Source organism: Brevundimonas sp. NPDC007368 (assembly GCF_042869015.1).
Lineage (GTDB): Bacteria > Pseudomonadota > Alphaproteobacteria > Caulobacterales > Caulobacteraceae > Brevundimonas.
Genome location: NZ_JBIAFA010000006.1, coordinates 103,145 through 123,395 on the forward strand (window position 1 = coordinate 103,145; position 20,251 = coordinate 123,395).

17 protein-coding genes are annotated in these 20,251 nt (G+C 68.8%); 2 read left to right on the forward strand and 15 right to left on the reverse strand.

Translation table 11 applies throughout. From position 1 onward, the window contains the following. Positions 1 to 66: 66 nt before the first annotated feature. From pnp to htpX, 14 genes are all read right to left on the reverse strand, one after another. A complete protein-coding gene (pnp, locus tag ACFYLW_RS13945; protein WP_312065987.1) occupies positions 67 to 2,295 on the reverse strand; it encodes a polyribonucleotide nucleotidyltransferase in 2,229 nt (742 codons plus the stop codon). Positions 2,296 to 2,594: 299 nt separating this feature from the next. Continuing rightward, complete coding sequence (gene rpsO, locus ACFYLW_RS13950) at positions 2,595 to 2,864, reverse strand: 30S ribosomal protein S15 (RefSeq protein WP_292084621.1); 270 nt, start codon at positions 2,862 to 2,864, stop codon at positions 2,595 to 2,597. Positions 2,865 to 2,911: 47 nt separating this feature from the next. Then, on the reverse strand, positions 2,912 to 3,844 hold the full coding sequence (gene truB, locus ACFYLW_RS13955; protein WP_312065985.1) for a tRNA pseudouridine(55) synthase TruB: 933 nt from the start codon (positions 3,842 to 3,844) through the stop codon (positions 2,912 to 2,914). A gap of 3 nt (positions 3,845 to 3,847) precedes the next feature. Next, positions 3,848 to 4,300: a 30S ribosome-binding factor RbfA gene (gene rbfA / locus ACFYLW_RS13960; RefSeq protein ID WP_292084618.1), complete on the reverse strand. Its 453-nt coding sequence runs from the start codon at positions 4,298 to 4,300 to the stop codon at positions 3,848 to 3,850. Positions 4,301 to 4,362: 62 nt separating this feature from the next. Continuing rightward, entirely contained in the window at positions 4,363 to 5,073 is a 711-nt protein-coding gene (locus ACFYLW_RS13965) for a DUF2459 domain-containing protein (RefSeq protein ID WP_390183198.1), read from the reverse strand. Between the two features lie 7 nt (positions 5,074 to 5,080). Next, on the reverse strand, positions 5,081 to 5,605 hold the full coding sequence (locus ACFYLW_RS13970; RefSeq protein WP_312066286.1) for a hypothetical protein: 525 nt from the start codon (positions 5,603 to 5,605) through the stop codon (positions 5,081 to 5,083). Between the two features lie 145 nt (positions 5,606 to 5,750). Then, the gene (infB, locus tag ACFYLW_RS13975) at positions 5,751 to 8,762 is read right to left on the reverse strand and encodes a translation initiation factor IF-2 (RefSeq protein ID WP_313471838.1); all 3,012 of its coding nucleotides are present in this window, start codon (positions 8,760 to 8,762) and stop codon (positions 5,751 to 5,753) included. Positions 8,763 to 8,841: 79 nt separating this feature from the next. Continuing rightward, on the reverse strand, positions 8,842 to 9,546 hold the full coding sequence (locus ACFYLW_RS13980; protein WP_312066185.1) for an RNA-binding protein: 705 nt from the start codon (positions 9,544 to 9,546) through the stop codon (positions 8,842 to 8,844). Positions 9,547 to 9,564: 18 nt separating this feature from the next. Next, positions 9,565 to 11,289 carry a transcription termination factor NusA gene (gene nusA, locus ACFYLW_RS13985; protein ID WP_312066187.1) on the reverse strand — a complete coding sequence of 575 codons (1,725 nt, stop codon included), beginning with the start codon at positions 11,287 to 11,289 and terminating at the stop codon, positions 9,565 to 9,567. Beyond that, positions 11,289 to 11,885, reverse strand: a complete 597-nt coding sequence (rimP, locus tag ACFYLW_RS13990) for a ribosome maturation factor RimP (RefSeq protein ID WP_312066188.1) — start codon at positions 11,883 to 11,885, stop codon at positions 11,289 to 11,291. Before rimP ends, nusA begins: the two co-directional genes overlap by 1 nt. Positions 11,886 to 12,024: 139 nt before the next feature. Then, positions 12,025 to 13,944, reverse strand: a complete 1,920-nt coding sequence (locus tag ACFYLW_RS13995) for a methyl-accepting chemotaxis protein (RefSeq protein ID WP_313471839.1) — start codon at positions 13,942 to 13,944, stop codon at positions 12,025 to 12,027. A gap of 182 nt (positions 13,945 to 14,126) precedes the next feature. Beyond that, positions 14,127 to 16,079: a methyl-accepting chemotaxis protein gene (locus tag ACFYLW_RS14000; protein WP_312064413.1), complete on the reverse strand. Its 1,953-nt coding sequence runs from the start codon at positions 16,077 to 16,079 to the stop codon at positions 14,127 to 14,129. Between the two features lie 259 nt (positions 16,080 to 16,338). Continuing rightward, the gene (gene trmB / locus ACFYLW_RS14005; RefSeq protein WP_312064414.1) at positions 16,339 to 17,079 is read right to left on the reverse strand and encodes a tRNA (guanosine(46)-N7)-methyltransferase TrmB; all 741 of its coding nucleotides are present in this window, start codon (positions 17,077 to 17,079) and stop codon (positions 16,339 to 16,341) included. 41 nt (positions 17,080 to 17,120) lie between these two features. Beyond that, positions 17,121 to 18,095 carry a zinc metalloprotease HtpX gene (gene htpX / locus ACFYLW_RS14010; protein ID WP_312064415.1) on the reverse strand — a complete coding sequence of 325 codons (975 nt, stop codon included), beginning with the start codon at positions 18,093 to 18,095 and terminating at the stop codon, positions 17,121 to 17,123. Positions 18,096 to 18,180: 85 nt separating this feature from the next. Here htpX and ACFYLW_RS14015 point away from each other — a divergent pair, with 85 nt between their 5' ends. Beyond that, positions 18,181 to 18,438, forward strand: coding sequence for a DUF1674 domain-containing protein (locus ACFYLW_RS14015; protein ID WP_312064417.1), 258 nt, complete (start codon positions 18,181 to 18,183; stop codon positions 18,436 to 18,438). A gap of 87 nt (positions 18,439 to 18,525) precedes the next feature. After that, entirely contained in the window at positions 18,526 to 19,362 is an 837-nt protein-coding gene (locus ACFYLW_RS14020) for a hypothetical protein (protein ID WP_312064418.1), read from the forward strand. A 71-nt stretch (positions 19,363 to 19,433) separates the two neighbouring features. Here the strand turns inward: ACFYLW_RS14020 and pyrF are convergent, their stop codons facing one another. Beyond that, entirely contained in the window at positions 19,434 to 20,168 is a 735-nt protein-coding gene (gene pyrF, locus ACFYLW_RS14025; RefSeq protein WP_312064420.1) for an orotidine-5'-phosphate decarboxylase, read from the reverse strand. Positions 20,169 to 20,251: the final 83 nt, after the last annotated feature.

A 20,251-nucleotide genomic window follows, 5' to 3' on the forward strand; every position in this document is an offset into this window, starting at 1 on the left:
GCACCCCAAAAAGAAAAAAGGCCCCGCCGTTTCCAGCGGGGCCCTCTTCATCTCAAACCGTGAGGCTTAGTCGCGACGGCGACGGCCGCGGTCGCCGCCGTTGCGGTCGCCCTTGGGACGGCCGCCGGTGTCTTCCGACAGCGGGGCTTCACCGCGTTCAGCGCGCTCGGCGTTGATCTTGTCGGTGATGTCTTCGCCGGTGGTCTGGTCGACGACCTTCATCGACAGCTTGGTCTTGCCGCGATCGTCGAAGCCCAGGAACTTGACCTTGACCTCCTGGCCTTCCGACAGGACGTCGGCCGGGTTGGCGACGCGTTCCAGAGCGATCTGGGACACGTGGACCAGACCGTCCTTGGCGCCGAAGAAGTTCACGAAGGCGCCGAAGTCGACGACCTTAACCACCTTGCCGGTGTAGATCGCGCCCATTTCCGGCTCAGCGGCGATGGAGTTGATCCAGTTCTTGGCGGCGTCGATCTTCTCCTGGTCGTTGGCGGCGACCTTGATGGTGCCGTCATCGCCGATGTCGATCTTGGCGCCGGTCTTCTCGACGATCTCGCGGATCACCTTGCCGCCCGAACCGATCACTTCACGGATCTTGTCGACCGGGATCTTGATGGTTTCGATCTTCGGAGCGTGCTCGCCCAGCTCGGCGCGCGGGGCGTCCATGGCCTTCGACATTTCGTCGAGGATGTGCAGACGACCGGCCGAAGCCTGCGTCAGGGCCTGCTCCATGATCTCCTTGGTGATGCCGGCGACCTTGATGTCCATCTGAAGGCTAGTGATGCCTTCCGACGTGCCCGCGACCTTGAAGTCCATGTCGCCCAGGTGGTCTTCGTCACCCAGGATGTCCGACAGGATGGCGAACTCGCCCGACGGCTCCAGGATCAGACCCATGGCGATGCCCGAGACCGGACGGACCAGCGGCACGCCGGCGTCCATCAGGGCCAGCGACGAACCGCAGACCGTGGCCATCGAGGACGAGCCGTTGGACTCGGTGATCTCCGACACCAGACGGATGGTGTAGGGGAAGTCTTCCTTCGACGGCAGCATCGGACGGATCGCGCGCCAGGCCAGCTTGCCGTGACCGATTTCGCGACGGCCGGGCGAACCCATGCGGCCGGCTTCACCCACCGAATAGGGGGGGAAGTTGTAGTGCAGCAGGAAGGACTCCTTGTAGGTGCCCTGCAGGCTGTCGATGTACTGCTCGTCCTCGCCGGTGCCGAGCGTGGCGACGACCAGGGCCTGGGTTTCGCCGCGCGTGAACAGCGACGAACCGTGGGTGCGCGGCAGGACGCCGACTTCCGAAACGATGGCGCGGACCTTGTCCAGGGCGCGGCCGTCGACGCGGTGAGCGTTCTCGATGATGTCGCGACGCAGGACGTCGGCTTCGCATTCCTTGAAGGCGGCCGAGAACTTGGAGCTGTCGACGCCCTCGGGGTTCTCGTCGGTCTTCACCAGGGCGGCGGCGGCGGTCTTCTTGGCCGCGTCGACGCCCGAACGGCGATCATACTTGCCCGGGTGGGCGTAGGCGGCCTTGATGTCGTCGCCGACCAGCTTCTTGATCGAGGCGACGACGTCCGAGTGGTCCTCGGCCTGGAAGTCGAACGGCTCCTTGGCGGCGTGCTCGGCCAGGTCGATGATGGCGTCGATGACCGGCTGCATGCCCGCGTGCGCGAACATCAGGGCCTCGAGCATCTTCTCTTCCGACAGCTCCTTGGCTTCGGATTCGACCATCATCAGGGCGTCTTGCGTGCCGGCGACGACCAGGTCCAGGGCGCTTTCGCCCATCTGGTCGATGGCCGGGTTCAGCACCAGCTCGCCGTCGATCAGGCCGACGCGGGCGGCGCCGATGGGGCCCATGAAGGGCACGCCCGAGATGGTCAGGGCGGCCGAGGCGGCGACCATGCCCAGGACGTCCGGGTCGTTTTCCATGTCGTGCTGCAGCACGGTGATGACGACCTGGGTCTCGTTCTTGAAGCCCTTGACGAACAGGGGACGGATCGGACGGTCGATCAGGCGCGAGACCAGGGTCTCTTTCTCGCTCGGACGGCCTTCACGCTTGAAGTAGCCGCCCGGGATCTTGCCGGCGGCGAAGGTCTTTTCCTGGTAGTTGACGGTCAGCGGGAAGAAATCCAGGCCCGGCTTGGGCTGGCGGCCATAGACGACGGTGGCCAGGACCACGGTCTCGCCGTAGGTCGCCAGCACGGCGCCGTCAGCCTGACGGGCGATGCGGCCGGTTTCCAGCGTCAGCGGGCGGCCGGCCCACTCGATCGTCTTGCGTTTGATATCGAACATTTTTCTTCTTTCGTCTCCCGCGGGCGTATTCCCGACGGGGGTGTGTGGAGCCTTGGGCTGTTCAGTCCCTCGGTCCCCGAAAACCCGGTCGCGCCATCGCGTCCGGAGGGATGGAGCAAGGACCGTCCTGGCCCTCGCGTCTGCGCCGTTGAAAGACCTGCGGCGCGCAGGAAGCTCACTGGTCGAGCGCTTCTCGAGGCGAACCGCGTCCGCTTCGACAAAGGGCTCTTAGGTGCGGAACGAGGCGCGGACGTGTCCGCCCGCGCCTCGAGAAATCTATCCGCTGCCGGTCGGCCGCCTTAGCGACGCAGGCCCAGCTTGGTGATCAGAGCGGTGTAACGCTCGCGATCAACCTTGATCAGGTGGTCAAGAAGACGACGACGCTGCGAGACCATCTTCAGAAGGCCGCGACGCGAGTGGTTGTCTTTCTTGTGGGTCTTGAAGTGCTCGGTCAGGTTGGCGATGCGTTCCGAGAGGATCGCGACCTGGACCTCGGCCGAGCCGGTGTCTGCAGCCGAACGAGCGTTGTCAGCGATGACTTCGCCCTTGCGTTGAGCCGTAATCGACATCGAGAGTCTCCATGTTGGAGCCCTGTCGCGCCGCCCGAAGACGAGCGCTAGGGGAGATTGAAAACACGGTCGGGTTCTAGCCGTCCGGCCCGCATGGTGCAGAGCGCGACCAGGGTCTCTCCCACGAAGGCCGACACCGTGCGCGAACCGGCGGAAAGCTGGCTCTTCAAGGTTTCAACCTGACGGGGGAGCAGAACGATCGGCCGTCCCTGCCTCAGCGAGAAGGCGTCCTGTTCCGTGACGGCCAGATCCGGGATGTCGTCCAGAGCGGTCGAAACGGGCAGCAGGCCTTCCAAGGCGGCGCCCTTATGCGCCAGATCGACGAGAAAATCCAGAGTGACGGCGTTCTCGGTCGAGAACGGCCCCACCCGCTCGCGCCGCAGGGCCGAAACATGCCCCTCGGCGCCCAGCATGGCGGCCAGGTCGCGCGCCAGCGAGCGGACATAGACGCCCTTGCCCGTCCGCATCGTGATCTCGACGTGGTCGGCGTCCGGGGCGTCGGTCACCGCCGCCTCATGGATCATGACCTTGCGGGCTTCCAGTTCGAACTCGGCGCCGTCGCGCGCCAGGTCATAGGCGCGCTCGCCGTTGACACGGATAGCCGAGAACTGGGGCGGGACCTGATCGATCTCGCCGACGAAGGCCGGCAGGGCCGCCTTCACCGCCTCGACCGAGGGCCGCACGTCCGAGCGGGCGATGATCTCGCCCTCGCGGTCGAGGCTGTCGGTCGAGATGCCCCAGTGGATGGTGAAGCGATAGACCTTCTCGGCGTCCATCATGAAGGGCACGGTCTTGGTCGCCTCACCCAGGGCGATGGGCAGAATGCCCGAGGCCAGGGGATCCAGCGTCCCGGCATGGCCAGCCTTCTGGGCGTCGAACAGGCGACGGATCTTGGTCACCGCCTCGGTCGAGCCCATCTCATAGGGCTTGTCCAGGCAGACCCAGCCGTTGACGATCTCGCCCTTCTTGCGACGCGCCATGGGTCAGTCTTCGTCCTGGTCTTCGGCGCGCGCCACGTCGGCGCGCACGCGCGGGTCGTCGAACAGACGGTCGATGTGGCTGGCCGCATCGAAGCTTTCATCATGACGGAAGCGCAGATCCGGGGTGAACTTCATGTCGATGTGGCGGCCCAGCTGGCCGCGCAGGAATTTGGCGTGGGCGTTCAGCGCCTTGATGATCTCGCTCTCGTGGCCCGCGGTCACGGCGGCCTCGACGCCCGCGCCCAGGGGTTCGACGAAACAGGTGGCGTGCTTCAGGTCCGGCGACAGCCGCACCTCGGTCACGGTGATCGACACGCCCAGCAGGGCCTCGTCGTGAATTTCCTGTTCGCGCAGCACGTCGACAAGGGCGTGACGGATCAGTTCGCCGGCGCGCAGCTGGCGCTGCGACGGACCCTGAGGTCCGGTGGCGTTGCGGGTATGTTGCTTGCGGCTCATGGCGCGCCTCCTGGGTCGCTCGCCGGGGATCGGACGCCGGCTGAAAAAGCGAAGGGCGCGGTCTAGTCGCGGACGGGCTCCAAGTCCAGCTTGGCGGCGCCCTGCTCCGCGCGAGCGGCGGTCCGCATCACCTCGCCCGAGCTCACGGCGCGGAAAGGCCGAACCGGCAGGCCCCCGGCCGACAGCAGCTCCGCCGTCCAGTGGTTGCACAGGTGGCCGATCCAGAAGGTCTCGCGGCTGACGAAAAAGCGGGCGTCGTCGCCGGGCCGCGCCGCCGCCAGGATCGGACGCCCGGCCGCGTCGGTCGCCAGCGACGCCTGGACCCGCGCCCGCAGCGCCGCCATGCCCGCCCGGGACAGCCGCAGCGCCTGTCGATCCTCGGCCCGGAACCGCCGCGTCGGATCGCGCGCCTCGGGGTCCAGCATGACGACCGAGGCGTTGCCCGGCCGGAAGAAGGCCCGCGCCCCGTCGGCCAGTCGCCCCGGGATCGGGCTCTGATCGACATAGAAGGTCGCATCGCCCCAGCCGATCAGCACCCAGTCGCCGGGGGCCAGCCCCGCCGTCGCCTCGGCCAGCGCCCCTCCCCCTTCCAGCAGGGCCGCGCGCGGCACGGCCAGGTCGGTGTGAAAGCCGTTGTCGAGCAGATAGACGGTCACCCCCGGCTCGCCCGGCGCCGCAGGGAAAAGAGCCGGATCGCCGGATCGGGTCAGGGTCCACAGGGCGGCGAGCAGGCCGATCAGGGCCGCGATCAGAAACCGCCCGAGCGCCCCCATCCGGGCCTCAGCCCGGACCGTAGGCCACGGGGGCGTCCCGCGCCGGGCTGGCGCCCTGCTGCGTCGCCCATTCGCCGCGATAGTCGTAGTTCAGCTGAACGCAGTGGCGGTACTGGCCGTCGCTCCAGCGGCCGACGGCGTGCATGGTCATGGGACGCCCCGCCTTGACCCGGCCCACCACGACCCAGCTCTCGTCGGAGCCGGGGCAGAGGGCGCGCGACAGACCCCGCCCGTCGCCCTCCTGAACGATGGCGTAGACTCCGCTCTCGCTCGCCCCCGCCGGCAGGGCGCGGCGCACGGCGTCGGGCCCGCCCGGCGTGAAACGGGCCGAACCGCGCGAGGTGCTGGAGAAGAGGTTGCGCACCGCCACGGCGCCGAACAGGCCGCGCTCGACCTCCAGGGTCACGCCGCGCGTCAGGGCTTGGGTCGTGCGGTCGCGTGCGTCGAAGGCCAGGAAGCGGGTGTCGGCCATGGCCGGTCCCGCCGCCGCGGAGGCGGTCACAAGAAGCGAAATCAGGATGTGGCGACGCATGGCGACCCCGTCGATGGACACGCCCCCCGGCGACCGGCGGACCGTAACGGCATCGGCCGCCGCCGTGAACCCTCGCCCCGAAAAGACAAGGGGCGCGGTCCCTTTCGAAACCGCGCCCCTGAGGCCTTCGTCAGTCCGGCGACCCCTAGTCCAGGGTGCGCTTGACCTCTTCGACGGTGAAGCACTCGATGTAGTCGCCTTCCTTGATGTCCTGGAAGCCCTGGAACTGCATGCCGCACTCCTGGCCCGAGGGCACCTCGTTGACCTCGTCCTTGAAGCGCTTGAGCGTGTTGAGCACGCCCAGTTCCAGCACCACCACGTCGTCGCGGATGATGCGGACGCGCGCGCCCTTGCGGACCACGCCTTCCGACACCCGGCAGCCGGCGATCTTGCCGACCTTGGTGATGTCGAAGACCTGCAGCACCTTGGCGTTGCCGAGGAAGGTTTCGCGCTGGAGCGGCGCCAGCATGCCCGAGAGCACGCCCTTCATGTCGTCCAGCAGGTCGTAGATGATCGAGTAGTAGCGGATCTCGACGCCTTCGCGGTCGGCCAGTTCGCGCGCCTGCTTGGACGCACGGACGTTGAAGCCGAGGATCGGCGCCCCGGCCGACTTGGCCAGGTTGACGTCGCTCTCGGTGATGCCGCCGGCGCCCGAATAGACGACGCGTGCACGCACCTCGTCGTTGCCCATCTTCTCCAGCGAGGCCGAGATGGCTTCGCCCGAGCCCTGGACGTCGGACTTGATGACGACCGGCAGCTCATTGATCTTCTTCGATCCGAGCTTGGCCATCATGTCGGCCAGCGACAGGCTGCCGCCCGAGACCTGGCTCTTCTCACGCTTCACGCGCTCACGGTATTCCGTCAGCTCGCGGGCGCGGGCCTCGCTCTCCACCACGGCGAAGACGTCGCCCGGCGAGGGCGCTTCCGACAGGCCGAGGATCTCGACCGGGACGGAAGGACCGGCTTCGGTCAGCTGAGCATTGCGTTCGTCCAGCAGGGCGCGGGCCTTGCCCCAGGCGGAGCCGGCCACGACGATGTCGCCGCGCTTCAGCGTGCCGCGCTTGACCAGGACGGTGGCGACCGGGCCGCGGCCCTTGTCCAGCTTGGCCTCGATGACCACCCCTTCGGCCGAACGGTCCGGGTTGGCGCGCAGGTCCATGACCTCGGCCTGCAGCAGGATGGCGTTGATCAGGCCGTCGAGGTTGATGCGGTTCTTGGCCGACACCTCGATGATCTGGGTGTCGCCGCCCAGGCTTTCGGCGATGACTTCGTGCTGCAGCAGCTCGTTGACCACCTTCTGCGAGTTGGCGTCCGGCTTGTCGATCTTGTTGACCGCGACGATCAGGGGCGCGTTGGCGGCCTTGGCGTGACGGATGGCCTCGATCGTCTGCGGCATGACGCCGTCGTCGGCGGCCACGACCAGGACCACGATGTCGGTGACGTTGGCGCCGCGCGCCCGCATCGCCGAGAAAGCGGCGTGGCCCGGGGTGTCCAGGAAGGTGACCCGCTGGCCGTCTTCCAGGCGCACCTGATAGGCGCCGATGTGCTGGGTGATGCCGCCGGCTTCGCCGCCGGCCACGTCGGTCGTGCGCAGAGCGTCCAGCAGCGAGGTCTTGCCGTGGTCGACGTGGCCCATGATGGCCACGACCGGGGCGCGCAGGGTGGTGGCGCCTTCGTCGTCAGCCTCGGCGATGAAGCCTTCCTCGACGTCGGATTCCGACACGCGCTTGACGGCCATGCCGAACTCTTCGGCCACCAGTTCGGCGGTGTCGGAGTCGATCACGTCGTTGATCTTCATCATCATGCCCTGACGCATCAGGAACTTGATGATGTCCACGCCGCGGACGGCCATCCGGTTGGACAGCTCCTGCACGGTGATGACGTCGGGAATGACGACTTCACGCGGCCGGTTCGGCGCATCGGTCGATCCGCCCTTGCGCTTTTCCTTCTCGCGTTCGCGGGCCCGGCGGACCGAGGCCAGCGAGCGCATGCGCTCGGCGGTGTCGCCGTCGCCGGCGACCGACTGGATGGTCAGGCGGCCTTCGCGGCGCTTGGGTTCGCCGCGCGTGCGGCTGACGGCCTTGCCGGCGTCCGAGAAGCGCTTGTCGCGGTCGTCCTCGGGACGGACCGGACGGCCGAAGCCGGCGCCGGGCGCGCGGCTGGGACGGGCCACATCGGGCGTCGCCGGCGGCTGGTTCGGGGTCGGGCGGCCGCCGGGGCCGGTGCGGGCCGCGCCGGGTCGGGCGGCGCCGGGCGCCGGTTTCGGGTTAAGGGCTGAATAGCGGACGGTCTGGCTGGCGGCCGGACGGGCGCCCTGCGGACGATCGCCTTGCGGGCGGCCGCCTTGCGGACGGTCCGAGGCCTGCGGACGATCGGACTGCGGGCGATCGCCGTCGCCCATGGCCTGCTCGCGGGCCGAGCGGCCGCCGAAGGCGGGACGCTCGATCGGCGCGCGGCCGGTCGGGATCTTGGGCGCGCGCTGGCCGAAGTTGACCACCGGACGCGCGGGCGCGGCCGGACGAGCCGGAGCGGCGGGCGCGGCCGGAGCCGGAGCCGGAGCCGGAGCCGGAGCCGGCACGATCGGCTTGGGCAGTTCGATCTTGGGCTTGGCCGGGGTGGCCGGCGGCGCGGCGGCCGTCAGCTTGGCGGCTTCGGCGCGGGCGGCGTCGGCCGCGGCCTTGGCGGCGGCGGCTTCGGCGCGAGCGGCTTCAGCGGCCTTCTCGGCGGCGGCGGCCTGATCGCGCTGGGCGGCTTCGCGGGCGGCCTTTTCAGCCACGGCGGCGCGTTCACGCTCGGCCTGGGCCTGGGTGGCCAGGGCGATGGCGCGGCGACGCGCTTCCTGCTCCTCGACCGACAGGCCTCCGCCGGCCGGACGCGGCGCATTGGCGCGCGGCGATTGCGGCGCACCCTGCTCGGCGCGCGGACGCGACACGTCGAAGCCCTGCGGACGCTGATGTCCGGGCGCGGCGCCGGCGCGGCGCTTCGTCTCGACGACCACGGTCTTGGACCGTCCATGGCTGAAGCTCTGCTTCACGGTGCCGGTCGAGACCGATCCGGCCGTCCGCGGCTTCAGGCTCAGCGGAGCGCGCGGCCCCGTTTGAGAAGGCGCGTTGGCAGGGGTCTTACCGTCTTCGGTCTTGTCGTTTTCGTCGCTCATCCGGTCGCTTTACTCGGGGCGGAGAATTCCGCCATCGTCTCGTCAAACACCCATAGCCGGGCGTGGTCCCGCTTCCTGATCAGGAAACAGGTCCTCGCCCGCCAAAAGCCTCAGGCTCTCGTTCCAGGGTCTCGCCCCGGTCGTCCTCGGCGCCGTCGCCGGGACCGTCCCGGCGCCAGCTCTCTGGACGCAGAGGCCGAAATCCCGCCAGCCGCTCGACCTCGAGGGTCCAGCGATCAGCTCGCCCGCCTTGCAGCAGGACGGCGTGTATCGCATTTTCCAGCCCAAGGGCCAAACTCAAATCGTCCGCGCTGAATGCGCCGCAGATTTTGGGCGCCGGGGACGGATGTTTCGCCAGGGCCAGAAGCTTGCCTCGACCGTCAGCGGAACCGTCCGCCGCCTCGATGACCCAAGCCGCTCGCCCGCCGCGAATGGCGGCGGCGCTCTTTTCGAAGCCAGAGATAAGCACGCCTTCGCGCCGGGCAAGACCCAGTTGGTCCAGACAGCGCCGGACCAGCAGCTTTTCGACCAGATCGGCCAGGTCCGGCGCGGGTTTCAGCGGCGCCTTGGCCGACCGCGCGAACAGGTTCTTCTTCACCGCCGTCTCGATCGAAGCCCGCGAGGCTTCGACCCAGAGCCCCCGGCCCGGCAGCTTGCGCGCCAGGTCGGGCGCGACCGAGCCGTCCGGCGCCGGCACGAAGCGGATCAGGCGAGATTCATCGAGAACCTGGCGGGTCACCAGGTCCTGACGGTCTCTATCGATCAGCGCCTCGTTCGGGGTCATGGACGGCTGCGGCTCCCATCAGTCTTGCGACGGCTCGAGGTCTTCAGCGAAGACCTCCGCATCAGCATCAACGGCTTCAACCTCGTATTCGGCGCCCTCTTCGCCGGCCTCGGCGAAAATTTCTTCCTCATACTCGGGCTCTTCGACCTGCGGCAGCTCCGAGGCGTCGATCCAGCCGGCGGCCACGCGGGCCTGCAGGATCAGCAGCTCGGCGTCCTGTTGCGACAGGTTGAAGCTCTCCAGCACGCCGGCGACCTTCACGCGCTCGCCGTTGCGGACTTCATAACCGCCGCGGATTTCGTCGGTGGCCAGGTCGGCCAGGTCCTCGACCGTCTTCACCCCGCCTTCGCCCAGGGCGACGGCGATGGCGCCGGTCACGCCCGGGACGTCCAGAACGGCGTCCTCGACGCCGAGGGCGACGCGCTTGGCGTCCAGCTCAGCGGCCTTGCGGTCCAGGAATTCGCGGGCGCGGGTCTGCAGCTCTTCGGCGGTCTCCTCGTCGAAGCCCTCGATCTCGGCGACTTCGTAGGATTCCACGAAGGCCAGGTCCTCGATGGTGGCGAAGCCTTCAGTGACCAGCAGCTGGGCGATGGTCTCGTCGACGTCCAGGGCTTCCTGGAACAGGGCGGTCCGCTCGGCGAACTCCTTCTGGCGACGCTCGCTGTCCTGCGACTCGGTGATGATGTCGATCTGCCAGCCGGTCAGCTGTGAAGCCAGGCGCACGTTCTGGCCGCGACGGCCGATGGCCAGCGACAGTTGCTCGTCCGGCACCACGACTTCGACGCGGTCAGCCTCTTCATCCATGACCACCTTGGCCACTTCGGCCGGGGCCAGGGCGTTGACGATGAAGGTGGGCTCGTCGTCGTTCCACTGGATGATGTCGATCTTCTCGCCCTGCAGTTCGGCGACGACCGCCTGAACGCGCGAGCCGCGCATGCCGACGCAGGCGCCGACGGGGTCGATCGAGCTGTCGTTCGACAGGACGGCCATCTTGGCGCGCGAACCGGCGTCGCGGGCGGCGGCGCGGATCTCGATTACGCCGTCATAGACTTCCGGCACTTCCTGGGCGAACAGCTTGGCCATGAAGCCGGGGTGGGCGCGCGACAGCATGACCTGCGGCCCCTTGGCCTCGGGACGGACGTCGTAGATGTAGGTGCGGACGCGGTCGCCGACGTTGAACACCTCGCGCGGGATCGACTGGTCGCGGCGCATGATGCCTTCGCCACGGCCCAGGTCGACAATGGTGTTGCCGTATTCGACGCGCTTGACCGTGCCGTTGACGATCTCGCCGACGCGATCCTTGAACTCTTCGTACTGGTTGGCGCGCTCGGCTTCGCGGACCTTGCCGGTCACGACCTGGCGAGCCATCTGGGTCTGGACGCGGCCGAACTCGAACGGCGGCAGGACCTCGACGTATTCCTTGCCGACCTCGGCTTCCGGGTCGCGCTTGGAGGCGTCGCGCAGACGCACCATGGCGCTGTCGTTGAACTCTTCCAGTTCGTCTTCCGGCTGCCAGTCGTCCGGCACGATGGTGACGTGGCGGGTCAGCGACAGTTCGCCGGTCTTGTGGTCGATCTTGGCGCGGATGTCGTGATGGGCGCCGTAGCGCGACTTGGCGCCCTTCTGGATCGCCTCCTCGATCGCCTCGATGACGATTTCCTTGTCGATGTTCTTCTCACGCGCGACGGCGTCGGCGATCGAGAGCAGTTCGAGACGGTTGGCGGAAATACCGGTGACGGCCATCAGGCTTTGTCCTTGGTCGAGGTCGGGGTGGTTTGTTCGTCTTCAGCCGCACCTTCCGGCAGGCCGTCGTCTTCAGGTTCGCCGCGCGCCGCGCGCAGGGCCGCGCCCCGCTTCAGCAGTTCGTCGGTCAGCACCAGCTTGGCGTCCGCAATCCATTCGAAGGGGATCAGGGCCGTGTCCTCCTCGCCGTCCAGATCGATGGCGACGTTGTCGCCCTCGGTCCCGGCCAGGATTCCCTTGAAGCGCTTGCGCCCCTCGACCATGCGGTCGGTTTCCAGGCGGGCCTCATAGCCTTCGAACAGGTCGAAATCGATCAGGCGGGTCAGCGGGCGGTCGATGCCGGGCGACGAGACCTCCAGCAGGTACTCGCCCGAGATCGGATCGGCGGCGTCGAACACTTCCGACACGGCGCGCGACAGGCGGGCGCATTCCTCGACCGAGATGTCATTGTCGATCACGCGCTCGGCCATGATCTGCAGACGGCGACGCAGGGTGCCGCCCATCAGGCGCACGCGCACGACGGCCAGCCCCAGGCTCTCGGCCACGGGGTCGATCATCTCCAGCAGGGCGCGGTCTTCAGCGGTCTTGGCGCGCAAGGGTCAGGTCCAAATACAAAAGCGGCGGTCCGTCCGGGCCGCCGCTTGAAACGACGCCGTTGGACGCCGGTCTAACGATGTGAGCGGTCATATAGGCGAAAGCGGGGGCCGTGTCAGCCCCCGCCGTCGTCGCAAAGGTTCAGAACTCCTCCCAGCCGTCTGAGACCACCACCAGAGACGGCTTGCGGGCGCCGCTGCGCAGGGCGGCCACCGTCTGGGCCACCGGCTGCGGAGCGCGGACCGGGGCCGGCTTCTTCGCGGCGACAGGGGCTGCGGCCTGGCCGGTGCGGAAGCGCGACACCGAGGCGGCCAGGACGTCGGCCTCCTGCGACAGCGAGTGGCTGGCGGCGGTCGACTGCTCGACCATCGCAGCATTTTGCTGAGTGACCTGATCCATCTGGTTCACGGCGGTGTTGACCTGTTGCAGGCCGGTGGCCTGCTCCTGGGCCGAGGCCGAGATTTCCGAGACCAGGCCGTCGATCTCGGCCACGCGGCTGACGATGCGCTGCAGGGCCTCGCCGGTCTGGCCGACCAGGGTCACGCCCGCCCCGACCTGCTGGCCCGAGGCCGAGATCAGGGTCTTGATCTCCTTGGCCGCCTCGGCCGAGCGCTGGGCCAGGGCCCGCACTTCCGAGGCCACCACGGCGAAGCCGCGGCCGGCGTCGCCCGCGCGAGCCGCCTCGACGCCCGCGTTCAGGGCCAGGAGGTTGGTCTGGAAGGCGATCTCGTCGATCACCCCGATGATGTTGCCGATCTGGGCCGAGGACTGCTCGATGGCGTTCATCGCCTCGACCGCGTCGCGGACGATGACGCCGCTCTTCTCGGCGTCGCCGCGGGCCGACTGGACCACGCCCGAGGCTTGCCGGGCGCCGTCCGCGGTGCGGTTCACCGTGGCGGTGATCTGGTCCAGGGCGGCGGCGGTTTCCTCCAGCGAGGCCGCCTGCTGCTCGGTGCGGCGCGACAGGTCGTCCGAGGCCTGGCTGATCTCGCTCGAACCCGAACGGATGGCCGCCACATTGTCGACGACCACGGCCACAGCCTGCTCCAGTTGGGCGATGGCGGTGTTGAAGTCGGTCTTCAGCTGCTCAGAACGGGCCGCCACCTGGGCGGTCATGCGGTGGGTCAGATCGCCGTTAGCCATGGCCTGCAGACCCTGGCCCAGGGCCGTGACGGCGATGCGGTCCTCCTCGGCGGTGCGGGCCTTCTCGGCCTCGACGCGCGCGCGCTCTTCCTCGGCGGCGGCGCGCTGGACCGCCGCTTCCGCTTCCAGACGCTCGTTGGCGATGGCCGCGTCGCGGAACACTTCCAGAGCCCCGGCCATGCGGCCGATCTCGTCATGACGCGCCAGTCCCGGAATGGCCGAAGCCTTGTCCCCGTCAGCCAGCCGCTTCATGCGGTCGGCCAGGGCCACGACCGGCCCGGCGACCGAACGCCCCAGCATCCAGCCGGCCACGCCCATGGCCACAGCCACGGCCAGGGCCATCCCGCCCAGGGTCAGGGCGGCGCCGGCCACGGCCGCGACGATCTGATCCGTATAGACGCCCGAACCGATGACCCAGCCCCAGGGTTTGAAGGCCTTGACGTAGGAGACCTTGGACGCCGGCTCTTCCTGCCCAGGCTTGGCCCAGCGGTAGTTGAGGAAGCCCGCGCCGTCTCGGCGGGCGATTTCGGTCATTTCACGGAACATGAAGACGCCGTCGGCGTCGGTCTTGGCGCTCAGGTCCTGACCTTCCAGCTGCGGGCTGAAGGGGTGCATGACCATGCGCGGCTGCATGTCGTTGACCCAGAAATAATCGTCCTGGCCGTAGCGCAGGGCGCGCAGGGTCGACAGGGCCGCCGCCTGGGCCTGGGGCCGCGTCATGACGCCCGCCTGTTCCTGGGCCTGATAGTGGGACACGACGCTATGGGCGACCTCGACCGTCTTCCTGGTCCGGTCGGCGATCTCGGCGCGCATCACGCCGTCGAGCTTCAACAAGGAGAGGCCCGTCACCAGAAGCAGGCCGGCCACCGCCAGCACCGACAGCAGGTTCACCCTGCCGCCGATCGTCAAACTACGCATCGTCATATCCCCTGACTGTCAGGGGGAGAATGAAGAACGCCGGTAAACGCAGCGGAAAACCGGCGGTGCGTAGAAATCCCTGCGTACAATTCCCTATTGCCGCGACGTCAAGATGGATGGCCGCAGACCGAGGGACGCCGACGACGAGGAGCGCAAGCCGCCCCTCGTCGTCTCAGCCGTGATCAGAACTCTTCCCAGCCGTCTTCAATGGGCTGCGCCTTAAGAGCGGCGCCGCCGCGGCCGACGGTCTTGAGGGCGGCGATGGTCTGGGCCACCGGCTCGGGCGTGCGGGCCACCGGCTGCGGAGCGCGGACCGGGGCCGGCTTCTTTGCGGCGACAGGCGCGGCGGCCTGGCCGGTGCGGAAGCGCGACACCGAGGCAGCCAGGACGTCGGCCTCCTGCGACAGCGAGTGGCTGGCGGCGGTCGACTGCTCGACCATCGCAGCATTTTGCTGAGTGACCTGATCCATCTGGTTCACGGCGGTGTTGACCTGTTGCAGGCCGGTGGCCTGCTCCTGGGCCGAGGCCGAGATTTCCGAGACCAGGCCGTCGATCTCGGCCACGCGGCTGACGATACGCTGCAGGGCCTCGCCGGTCTGGCCGACCAGGGTCACCCCCGCGCCGACCTGCTGGCCCGAGGCCGAGATCAGGGTCTTGATCTCTTTCGCGGCCTCGGCCGAGCGCTGGGCCAGGGCCCGCACTTCCGAGGCCACGACCGCGAAGCCGCGGCCGGCGTCGCCCGCGCGGGCCGCCTCGACGCCCGCGTTCAGGGCCAGGAGGTTGGTCTGGAAGGCGATCTCGTCGATCACCCCGATGATGTTGCCGATCTGGGCCGAGGACTGCTCGATGGCGTTCATGGCCTCGACCGCGTCGCGGACGATGACGCCGCTCTTCTCGGCGTCGCCGCGCGCCGACTGGACCACGCCCGAAGCCTGACGGGCGCCGTCCGCGGTGCGGTTCACCGTGGCCGTGATCTGATCCAGGGCGGCGGCGGTTTCCTCCAGCGAGGCCGCCTGCTGCTCGGTGCGGCGCGACAGATCGTCGGAGGCCTGCGAGATCTCGCTCGAACCCGAACGGATGGCGGCGACGTTGTCGACGACCACGGCCACAGCCTGCTCCAGTTGAGCGATGGCGGTGTTGAAGTCCGTCTTCAGCTGCTCCGAGCGCGACGCCACCTGGGCGGTCATGCGGTGGGTCAGATCGCCGTTAGCCATGGCCTGCAGACCCTGGCCCAGGGCCGTGACGGCGATGCGGTCCTCCTCGGCGGTGCGGGCCTTCTCGGCCTCGACGCGCGCGCGCTCTTCCTCGGCGGCGGCGCGCTGGGCCGCCGCTTCCGCTTCCAGACGCTCGTTGGCGATGGCCGCGTCCTTGAAGGCCAGCAGGGCGCCGGCCATTTCGCCGACCTCGTCCTTGCGGCCCACGGCGGGCACGATGATGGTCTTGTCGCCACCGGCCAGACGGCGCATGGCCGAGGTCATGGCCGCGATCGGCGTGGCGATCATCTTGGCCAGCCCCAGACCGAACAGGATCGACAGGGCCAGAGCCGAAAGGATGCCGACGCCCAAGGCGACCTTGGTGGCGGCGAAGGCCTGGCTCTGATCCTCGACCGCCGCCTTCTTACGATTGGCCTGGGCCTCAACGATCGCATCAAAGGCCGCGTCGACGGGTTCCATGAACTGGTCGGGGATCGCGCTTTCCGTCAGCGCCATGGCCTCCGCCCGCGTTTCCGGACGGCTGGCCAGACGCACCTCGGGATCAATGACTGCAGCCTGATAGGCGCTCACGGCCTTCACCAGATCATCGATACGCTCGCCGGCGCCCGGAAGATGCGCGGTCATGGCTCTCATTTCCGCGACGCCGTCACGGAAGCCGCCCTTGTGCCGCTCGATCCGCTCCAGGTGATCCGGCTTTCCGGTCAGGATATAGGCCAGGACGGCGCTTTCCTGCTGATCCACCGAGCGCTTGAGCTGGCTGGTCTTGGCGGTGACCGCCTCGGCCAGAGCCACCGTCTCCTTGGCCTTCTCCAGCGCGCTCACCTGCATGAAGACCACCACGCCGAGCGCGATGATCACCGCCACGATCAGGGCGAAGGCGCCCGCCAGCTTCCGCGAAATTCTTACGTTGTCCAGATTCACCGGGATTAGTCCTGTTACTGCACGCGCACCGGCGCGCGCCGACACGATGGATCAAGCTTGAAAAAGGTCAGGCGTCGCCGACGGCCCGGGGCGGCCGCGCGGAGGTCCCGTCAGAAGACGAGCGACGACGCGCCTCCCCTGACGAAATTTCAGCGAAAATCGTTGATACGGGTAAACGGCAGGCGAAGCGGCGCCTGCGGAATATCCCTTGCGTAATTTCCCGTAACGCCCGACGCCTCAGCATCGGACTTCAGACCGTTCAGGCGCGCCGGAACTCAAGGAAGATCGGCGTGGTGTCGCCCAGCTTCTTTTCCTCATAGCGAGTGACGACGTGGTCGGCCGGGACGGCGAACCAGTCTTCGCCCTCGGCCATGATCCGCGTCAGGCCAGGCGTGCGATCCAGCCGCTCCAGGGCCCATTCGGCATAGTCCAGCCAGTCGGTGACGAAACGCACGCGACCGCCGGGCTTCAGCAGGCGGGCGATCTCCACCGCCGTCTCGTCCTGCAGGAAGCGGCGCTTGTTGTGGCGCGCCTTGTGCCAAGGGTCGGGGAAGAGGATCATCACCCGGTCCAGGGAGGCGTCCGGCAGGGCCGTCATCACGGCGCGGGCGTCGTCGGCGTGCAGGCGCACGTTCTTCAGACCGCCCTCCTCCACATGACGCAGGGCCGAGGCCACGCCGTTGAGGAAGGGCTCGCAGCCGATCATCAGGGCGTCGGGGTTGCGCGTCGCCTGTTCCGCCAGATGCTCGCCGCCGCCGAAGCCGATTTCCAGCCAGACTTCCTTGGCTTCGGGCATCAGGGCGACCGGGTCAATCGCGCCCTTGGCAGGGTCCGGCACGGCGATCTGAGGCATCAGGGTGTCGAACAGGGCCGCCTGGCGCGCCTTGATCGGCCGCGACTTGATGCGCCCGAACGAGCGCAGCGGGCCGTGAGCCTGGGCCCACTCGGGGCGGTCGCTGTCGAAGACGGGCAGATCGGCGGGTTCGGACTTGTCGGTCATGCGCGCGCTCTAACCGTTTACGCCCGAAGGCGCAAAGGCGATCAGCCCCAGGGACCGCGCGGCGCGCTCGGCGCAGAGGGCGTCGTCGGCACGCTGGTCCGGGGCGCGCCGCCCGACGGGGCGGCTGCGACAGGAGCCGCCGCCGGGGGTCGGCTCATGCCCATCTTCGCCCCCATCTCCATCAGGGCGCGGACGCGGTTGCCGGTGGCCGGGTGGGTCGAGAACAGGTTGTCCGCGCCCTTCCCGTTCAGCGGATTGATGATGAACATATGGGCCGTGGCCGGATTGCGTTCGGCCGGAGCGTTCACCGCCCCCCGCGCATAGGCCTCGATCTTCTGCAGGGCCGAGGCCAGGGCCTGAGGGTCGTTGGCGATCTCGGCCCCGACGCGGTCGGCCTCGTATTCACGGGCGCGGCTGATGGCCATCTGCACCAGACCCGCCGCCATGGGCGCCAGCAGCATCAGGGCGATGGTCCCGATCATGCCGCCCGGCCGCTCGCGGTCGTCGCCGCCGCCGAAGAACATGGCGAAGTTGGCCAGCATGGCGATGGCCCCCGCCACTGTCGCCGTCACCGTCATGGTCAGGGTGTCGCGATTCTTCACATGGGCCAGTTCGTGCGCCATCACCCCGCGCACCTCCTCGCGCGTCAGCATGTCCAGCAGGCCGCTGGTCGCGGCCACGGCGGCGTTCTGCGGATTGCGGCCCGTGGCGAAGGCGTTGGGCTGGTCATTGGGAATGATAGTGATGGTCGGCTGCGGCAGCCCCGCGTCGGCCGCCATCTGCCTGATGTCCGCGACATAGGCGCGGACCACGGCGTTGGGATGGGTCTCATCCACCGGCTGCGCCTTGTACATCTTCAGCACGATCTTGTCGGCGTTCCAGTAGCTGAACAGGTTCATCCCCGCCGCCACGAGCAGGGCGATCATCATGCCGGTCGCGCCGCCGATCAGATAGCCGATCCCCATGAACAGGGCGGTCATCACGGCCAGCAGGGCGAAGGTCTTGAGATGGTTCATCGGGTCCGGGCGTCGTCAGGGGTGGCGAAGAAGTCCTGAACGTCTATGTGAGGCCCTGTATCCTCGCCCTCAAGGCAGTCCCCCTGTGACCGAACAGCCCACCCCGCCCCCCGCGGACGACGACGCCGCCGAAGAAGGCGCCCCCGCCTTCAACGCCGATGTCCCCCACGCCACGCCCGAGCGGCCCCTGAACGCGATCGCACGTCGCGCCCTCATGGAAGCGGCCGAACGTCGCAAGGCGGCCGAAGCGCCGGTGCTGGATACCGAGCACGGCGGCCCGCGCGGCCCCGAGCCGACCCGTTACGGCGACTGGGAGAAGAAGGGCCTGGCCGTCGACTTCTGAGCCGGACGCCGTTCGCCCGAGGGGAGAATAGTGAACGCTTCGGCCGAAACCGCATTAACCTTTGCGGCTGAAACAAGGAGCGTGGCCATGAAGGCAGTCGCATACATCGCCGTCGGCGCGGCCCTGCTGGCCGCCGGAACCGCCGAGGCCCATCAGCGCCAGGTGCGCCATAACGCCGCCTCCGGCTACGCCCAGCAGGCCTATGCCCATCGCGGCCCCATCGTCGAAAGCCGGGTCCAGACCTATTACAGCGACACCGGCTGGCAGGGCGGCTACGGCCCGGTCGAGGCCTATGGCTACGGCTACGGTTACGGCGGCGCCGGTTATCGCCCGCCCGTCGTCGTCGCCCCGCAACAGCAGCCGATCCGCCACGGCGGCTACGCCTACAGCGGCGTGTCCCGCTCCATGCCCTTCGGCTATGTCGTCGACGGCTATGGCCGCTATCCCTGGGCCCGCGGCGGCTACCAGCAGACCCAATACGCGCAGGGCCAATACCAGCAGGGCGGTTATGCCTCGGACTGTCGCTGCGGCCCGCCGCCTCAGCCGGTCCATTACCGTCCCGAGCCGGTCTATGTCAGCCAACCCCCGGTCTATGTCTCGCAGCCGCCCGTCTATGTGGAATCCCCGCCGGTCTATGTGCAGCCGGCCCCGGTCTATGTCGAACCGGCGCGCGTCCATGTCGCCCCGCCGCCCGTCTATGTGGCGCCCGCCGATGTCCGCGTCGCCCCGGCTCAGGTCGAGGTCGCCCGGCCCCAGGTCCATGTCGCCCCGCCGCGCGTCGAGGCCGCGCCTCCGGTGGTGAACTTCGAACAGGGATACTACGCCGTGCCCGACGCGCCGCCTCCCCCGCCCCCTCCGCCGCCGCACCATCACCGGTCGCCGACCGAGCGGCCCTATATGCAGGAGCCCGGCGAGCGGGGCTGATCAGGACAAAGGGCGGCCTCCGCGAGGAGGCCGCCCTTTTTGTTTCACGTGGATCAACAGGTTGCGCGCGATCAGATCAGCGCGATCTCGGCCGAAATGGCTTGCGCCGCCGCGCGCGGATCAGCCCCGGCGGTGATCGGACGCCCGACCACCAGATGGGTGGCGCCGGCTTGCAGGGCGCTGGCCGGGGTGGCCGCCCGCGCCTGATCATCCTGGGCCGCGCCGGTCGGACGCACGCCCGGCGTCACGATCAGGAAGTCCTCGCGGCCGGCCGCCAGGGCGATCTCGCGCACGCGCGCCGCCTCGTGCGGGCTGGAGACGACGCCGTGGATCCCGGCCTCCATAGCCTGCCGCACCCGAAGCTCGACCAGATCCGCCGCCGACAGGCTGTGATCGTCCGCCTTCAGGTCCGCCTCGGTCAGGCTGGTCAGGACGGTGACGCCCAAAATCTTGAGATCCGAGCCCGCCGCCCCGCGCGCCGCCGCCGCCATCACCTGCGGCCGGGCGTGAACGGTCAGCAGGTCGCAGCCCGCGCCCGCCAGAACCGCCGTCGCCTTCTCCACCGTCGCGCCGATGTCGTGCAGCTTCCAGTCGAGGAAGACCTGAGCCCCCGCCGCCTTCAGCTCGCGCGCCAGGCCCATGCCGTCCGAGGCGAACAGCTGCAGCCCGACCTTGTAGAAACCGACCGCGTCGCCGATCCGCTCGACCAGGGCGCGGGCCTCGTCCGTCGTCGGCACGTCCAGGGCGCAGATGACGCGGGGATCAAACGGGCGGTTGGCCAGGTCAATTGGATGGGCTTCGGACATTTCCGGCTCTCGGCGGGTTGCAGGCGCGCGCGGATGCCCCGATAGGTGAGACCAAGGGTCGCGGGTCGCGCGGCGGGATTTAA

What these genes read in the sequence shown, in the direction of transcription:
- pnp (WP_312065987.1), bottom strand. Translation starts at nt 2,295, where the DNA reads ATGTTCGATATCAAACGCAAGACGATCGAGTGGGCCGGCCGCCCGCTG.
- rpsO (WP_292084621.1), bottom strand. Translation starts at nt 2,864, where the DNA reads ATGTCGATTACGGCTCAACGCAAGGGCGAAGTCATCGCTGACAACGCT.
- truB (WP_312065985.1), bottom strand. Translation starts at nt 3,844, where the DNA reads ATGGCGCGTCGCAAGAAGGGCGAGATCGTCAACGGCTGGGTCTGCCTG.
- rbfA (WP_292084618.1), bottom strand. Translation starts at nt 4,300, where the DNA reads ATGAGCCGCAAGCAACATACCCGCAACGCCACCGGACCTCAGGGTCCG.
- ACFYLW_RS13965 (WP_390183198.1), bottom strand. Translation starts at nt 5,073, where the DNA reads ATGGGGGCGCTCGGGCGGTTTCTGATCGCGGCCCTGATCGGCCTGCTC.
- ACFYLW_RS13970 (WP_312066286.1), bottom strand. Translation starts at nt 5,605, where the DNA reads ATGCGTCGCCACATCCTGATTTCGCTTCTTGTGACCGCCTCCGCGGCG.
- infB (WP_313471838.1), bottom strand. Translation starts at nt 8,762, where the DNA reads ATGAGCGACGAAAACGACAAGACCGAAGACGGTAAGACCCCTGCCAAC.
- ACFYLW_RS13980 (WP_312066185.1), bottom strand. Translation starts at nt 9,546, where the DNA reads ATGACCCCGAACGAGGCGCTGATCGATAGAGACCGTCAGGACCTGGTG.
- nusA (WP_312066187.1), bottom strand. Translation starts at nt 11,289, where the DNA reads ATGGCCGTCACCGGTATTTCCGCCAACCGTCTCGAACTGCTCTCGATC.
- ACFYLW_RS13995 (WP_313471839.1), bottom strand. Translation starts at nt 13,944, where the DNA reads ATGCGTAGTTTGACGATCGGCGGCAGGGTGAACCTGCTGTCGGTGCTG.
- trmB (WP_312064414.1), bottom strand. Translation starts at nt 17,079, where the DNA reads ATGACCGACAAGTCCGAACCCGCCGATCTGCCCGTCTTCGACAGCGAC.
- htpX (WP_312064415.1), bottom strand. Translation starts at nt 18,095, where the DNA reads ATGAACCATCTCAAGACCTTCGCCCTGCTGGCCGTGATGACCGCCCTG.
- ACFYLW_RS14020 (WP_312064418.1), top strand. Translation starts at nt 18,526, where the DNA reads ATGAAGGCAGTCGCATACATCGCCGTCGGCGCGGCCCTGCTGGCCGCC.
- pyrF (WP_312064420.1), bottom strand. Translation starts at nt 20,168, where the DNA reads ATGTCCGAAGCCCATCCAATTGACCTGGCCAACCGCCCGTTTGATCCC.